The sequence below is a fragment of the Pseudoalteromonas sp. SR45-5 genome (assembly GCF_014163565.1).
In the GTDB taxonomy this organism is placed as follows: Bacteria; Pseudomonadota; Gammaproteobacteria; order Enterobacterales; family Alteromonadaceae; genus Pseudoalteromonas; species Pseudoalteromonas distincta.
The window spans coordinates 1-3230 of the sequence record NZ_JACJDN010000476.1; the positions used below are offsets into that span (position 1 = coordinate 1).

Genomic DNA, 3230 nt, shown 5'->3' on the forward strand with positions numbered 1-3230 from the left:
CCACTACAGCTAATAAGAGTGATACAGCAAGTAATCCTTTGTAGTTATATATCACTACTTACAACTCAAAAACTAGACTTTTAAGCTTAATTAATGCTATTTAAGGTACATCTACTTTAAATGTAAAAAATCTCACCTTTATGCTAATTACTTTGCCTGTGTCTGAGCTCACCCCTGGTATGTACGTTGATAGCGTTACTAAGCAACACGAGGGGATCAATAGCATAAAAATTAAGACCAGTGGCTTGGTGCGCGACAAATCTATTATTAAGCGTTTAGTGTCTGAAGGGGTGCTCGAGCTGCTTATAGATTTTACTAAAGGTGATGCGCCAGTTCCTGCCAAATATAAGCCCCAAAGCGCACCTAAAACATCTAATAGCCAAAAAAAAGTAGAAAAAACACCTATAGCTATTTCTATCGAACAGGAGTTTGCTAAAGCGACTGTAAATTACGATCAGCATGGCCGAAAGTTACAATCATTATATGGTGATTTAACATCTGGCCTGAGTGTTAATATAAAAGTGCTTGATGAAATTGCCAGCGAGATAGTCAGCTCAGTTTTTCGTAATGCTAACGCTATGACTATTCTTACTCGTATAAAAGACAAACATAGCTATAACTGGCGGCATATGATCAACTGCGCCATTTTTACTGCTGTATTTGCTAAATACTTAGGGTATGAAAAGGCTGTTGTACAAGAGCTTGCAATGGGGGCGTTACTTCATGACTTAGGCCAAGCTAAATTACCGCAGGGTATATTTTCCAAGCCAACTAAACTAAGTAATAACGAGCTAGCAGCAATTAAAAAGCATGTTGCCCAAGGTTTAGGTTTAGTTAAAGGTGAGAAGGGTATAACTCCCCTTATGCTCGATATGATAGTAAATCATCATGAGCGTTTAGATGGCTCTGGTTATCCGCGAGGCCTGCAGGCTGAAAAGTTAAGTCGCCCGGCGCGTATAATGGCAATTGTAGATGTGTACGATGCTATGACAGCCGATAGAATGCACCAAGAGGGTGATGAGCCTATTAATGCATTACGCTACTTATTAGCCAATAAACACTTGTTTGATGGTGAACTAGTACAACGCTTTATAAAATGCTTGGGGGTCCATCCGGTAGGAACTATTGTAAAATTAACGAATGAACGTTTAGCCTTAGTGCTTGAGGGGAACGTATTAAATCCTATAAAACCTAAAATTAAGCTATTTTATAATGCTAAGCACAATCATCATGTTACACCTAAAGACATAGATTTAAGTGAGCACACCCAAGAGCTGAAAATACTAGCAAGTGTTAAGCCTCTTGATTATCAGATTAATTTGTCTCGCCTGCTAAAAGAGCATTTGTTGAACTAGTTTTACTGCATTGCCTTTTTTTAGTTTGTTTTGCAGAAATAAACGCACCCAAAAAACAACTCCCCATCAGTGTTAACCATAGCAAAGTACCTAACTCTACATGCAATGCAAAACAACAAAGCGCTAAAGAAATCAACGAATTTAACATTGCCCCTAACCAATAATGGTTTACGGGGTTATCGCATTGTCCTGCTTGAGTGCATGCGCAGTAGTTTGCTTTGTAAAAGCAAAATACACTCGCCCCACAAAATATTAGCCCTGTAATAATAAATAAAATGATCACAGTTTTACTTCCTTTGCGATTTTATAGTGAGTGTAATTTGCTATATATTTCAAGTCAATCTAAATGATAATTAATTACAATTAGAGCTTTAACTCTAATAACACATTTCTCATCCGATGAGTTTTAAATAGTTGTTAAAATGTCGTTAAATAACATGTTTTTTGCTGTTTTTTGACGCATTCATAGAGTTTTTTACAAAAAATTAAGGTAGTGTAGCAAAGTTTCAAATCCTAATAACAACACACATAGTACCCAGACAGTCAGTTTGGTTAAGGACTCAACAATGAAATTTTCTAAAACTCTTATTGCAGCTTCGCTTGCATTTGTTTCAGCTGATAGCTTTGCAGCTGCGTTTCAATTATCAGAGCAAAATGCATCGGGTTTAGGCCGTGCATACGCTGGTGAAGCTTCTATCGCAGACGATGCGTCTGTAGTTGCACGTAACCCTGCACTAATGACTTTATTTAAAGATAAACAACTAAGTGTTGCTGCTATTGGTGTAATTCCAGATGTAAGCTTAGAAGGTGAAGGCGCGCCAACTGGTATTGATCAATCTTCATTAGATGACGATAGCATTGCACCAAGTGCAGTGGTACCAGCAGCTTACTTTACTATGCCTTATAACGATAAAGTATCGCTTGGTTTTGGTGCATTTTCTAACTTTGGTTTATCAACAGACTTTGACGATGACTACTCAGCAGGACAGATTGCTGGTAAAACAGAAATCTTCACCGTTAACTTAAATGCAAGCGTTGCTTATAAAGTTACTGAAAAGTTTAGCTATGGTATTGGCTTAAACGTAATTTACGCTGATGCAACTATTGTGCGTCATGCTGGCTCTGGTTTACCATTTGCTTCAAGCACTGAAGTTGTGAACTTGGAAGGTGATGACACAGGTTACGCTTTAAATGTTGGTTTAATGTATCAGCTTGATGATAACAGCCGTTTTGGTTTTAATTATCGTACAGAAACAGATATTACATTCGAAGGTGATTACTCGAATCAAATACCAACAGCTTATCGTGGATTAAATGGAACTGAATTACCTGGTTCTGTTGAAATAACACTTCCTGCAATAGCTGAATTTTCAGGTTCTCATCAGTTAGATGAAAAACTTGGTCTTCATTACAGTATTCTATGGACAGGTTGGAGTAGCTTTGATTCATTAGAAGCACAAGTTACAGCTCCAACTGGCGATAAGTTTAGCGCATTTAATAAAGATGAAAGCTTCTCTGATTCATACCGTTTCGCTGTGGGTTCAGATTACCAATATAACGAAGATTTATTACTTCGTGCTGGTGTAGCATTTGATCAGTCTCCAGTATCACAAGATCACCTGTCGATCTCTATCCCAGATACAGATCGTTTTTGGTTCTCATTCGGTGGTAACTACACAATTGATCAAAGCTCTAACGTTGATCTTGGTGTAAGTATCATCCGTGGTAAAACTCAGAACTTTGAAGAAGATGGATTTGAGTTTGAGTCAGAAGGTAATGCAGTACTTATTGGCGCTCAGTACAACTACAAATTCTAATATTTGTATAAATGCTTAGAGCTTAGGCTCTGGGCACAAAAAAGCCGCTCACTTTAAT

3 protein-coding genes are annotated in these 3230 nt (G+C 37.7%); 2 read left to right on the forward strand and 1 reads right to left on the reverse strand.

The genetic code is table 11. The features are described from left to right. Window positions 1-140 precede the first annotated feature (140 nt). A complete protein-coding gene (locus H5072_RS15340) occupies window positions 141-1355 on the forward strand; it encodes an HD-GYP domain-containing protein (protein WP_039490270.1) in 1215 nt (404 codons plus the stop codon). Here H5072_RS15340 and H5072_RS21260 read toward each other — a convergent pair. After that, window positions 1315-1638 carry a hypothetical protein gene (locus tag H5072_RS21260; protein ID WP_310735889.1) on the reverse strand — a complete coding sequence of 108 codons (324 nt, stop codon included), beginning with the start codon at window positions 1636-1638 and terminating at the stop codon, window positions 1315-1317. The two genes, H5072_RS15340 and H5072_RS21260, sit on opposite strands and share 41 nt — an antisense overlap. Before the next feature lie 283 nt (window positions 1639-1921). Between H5072_RS21260 and H5072_RS15345 the strand changes: the two genes are divergently transcribed. Further along, window positions 1922-3172: an outer membrane protein transport protein gene (locus tag H5072_RS15345; RefSeq protein ID WP_182694013.1), complete on the forward strand. Its 1251-nt coding sequence runs from the start codon at window positions 1922-1924 to the stop codon at window positions 3170-3172. Window positions 3173-3230 lie beyond the last annotated feature (58 nt).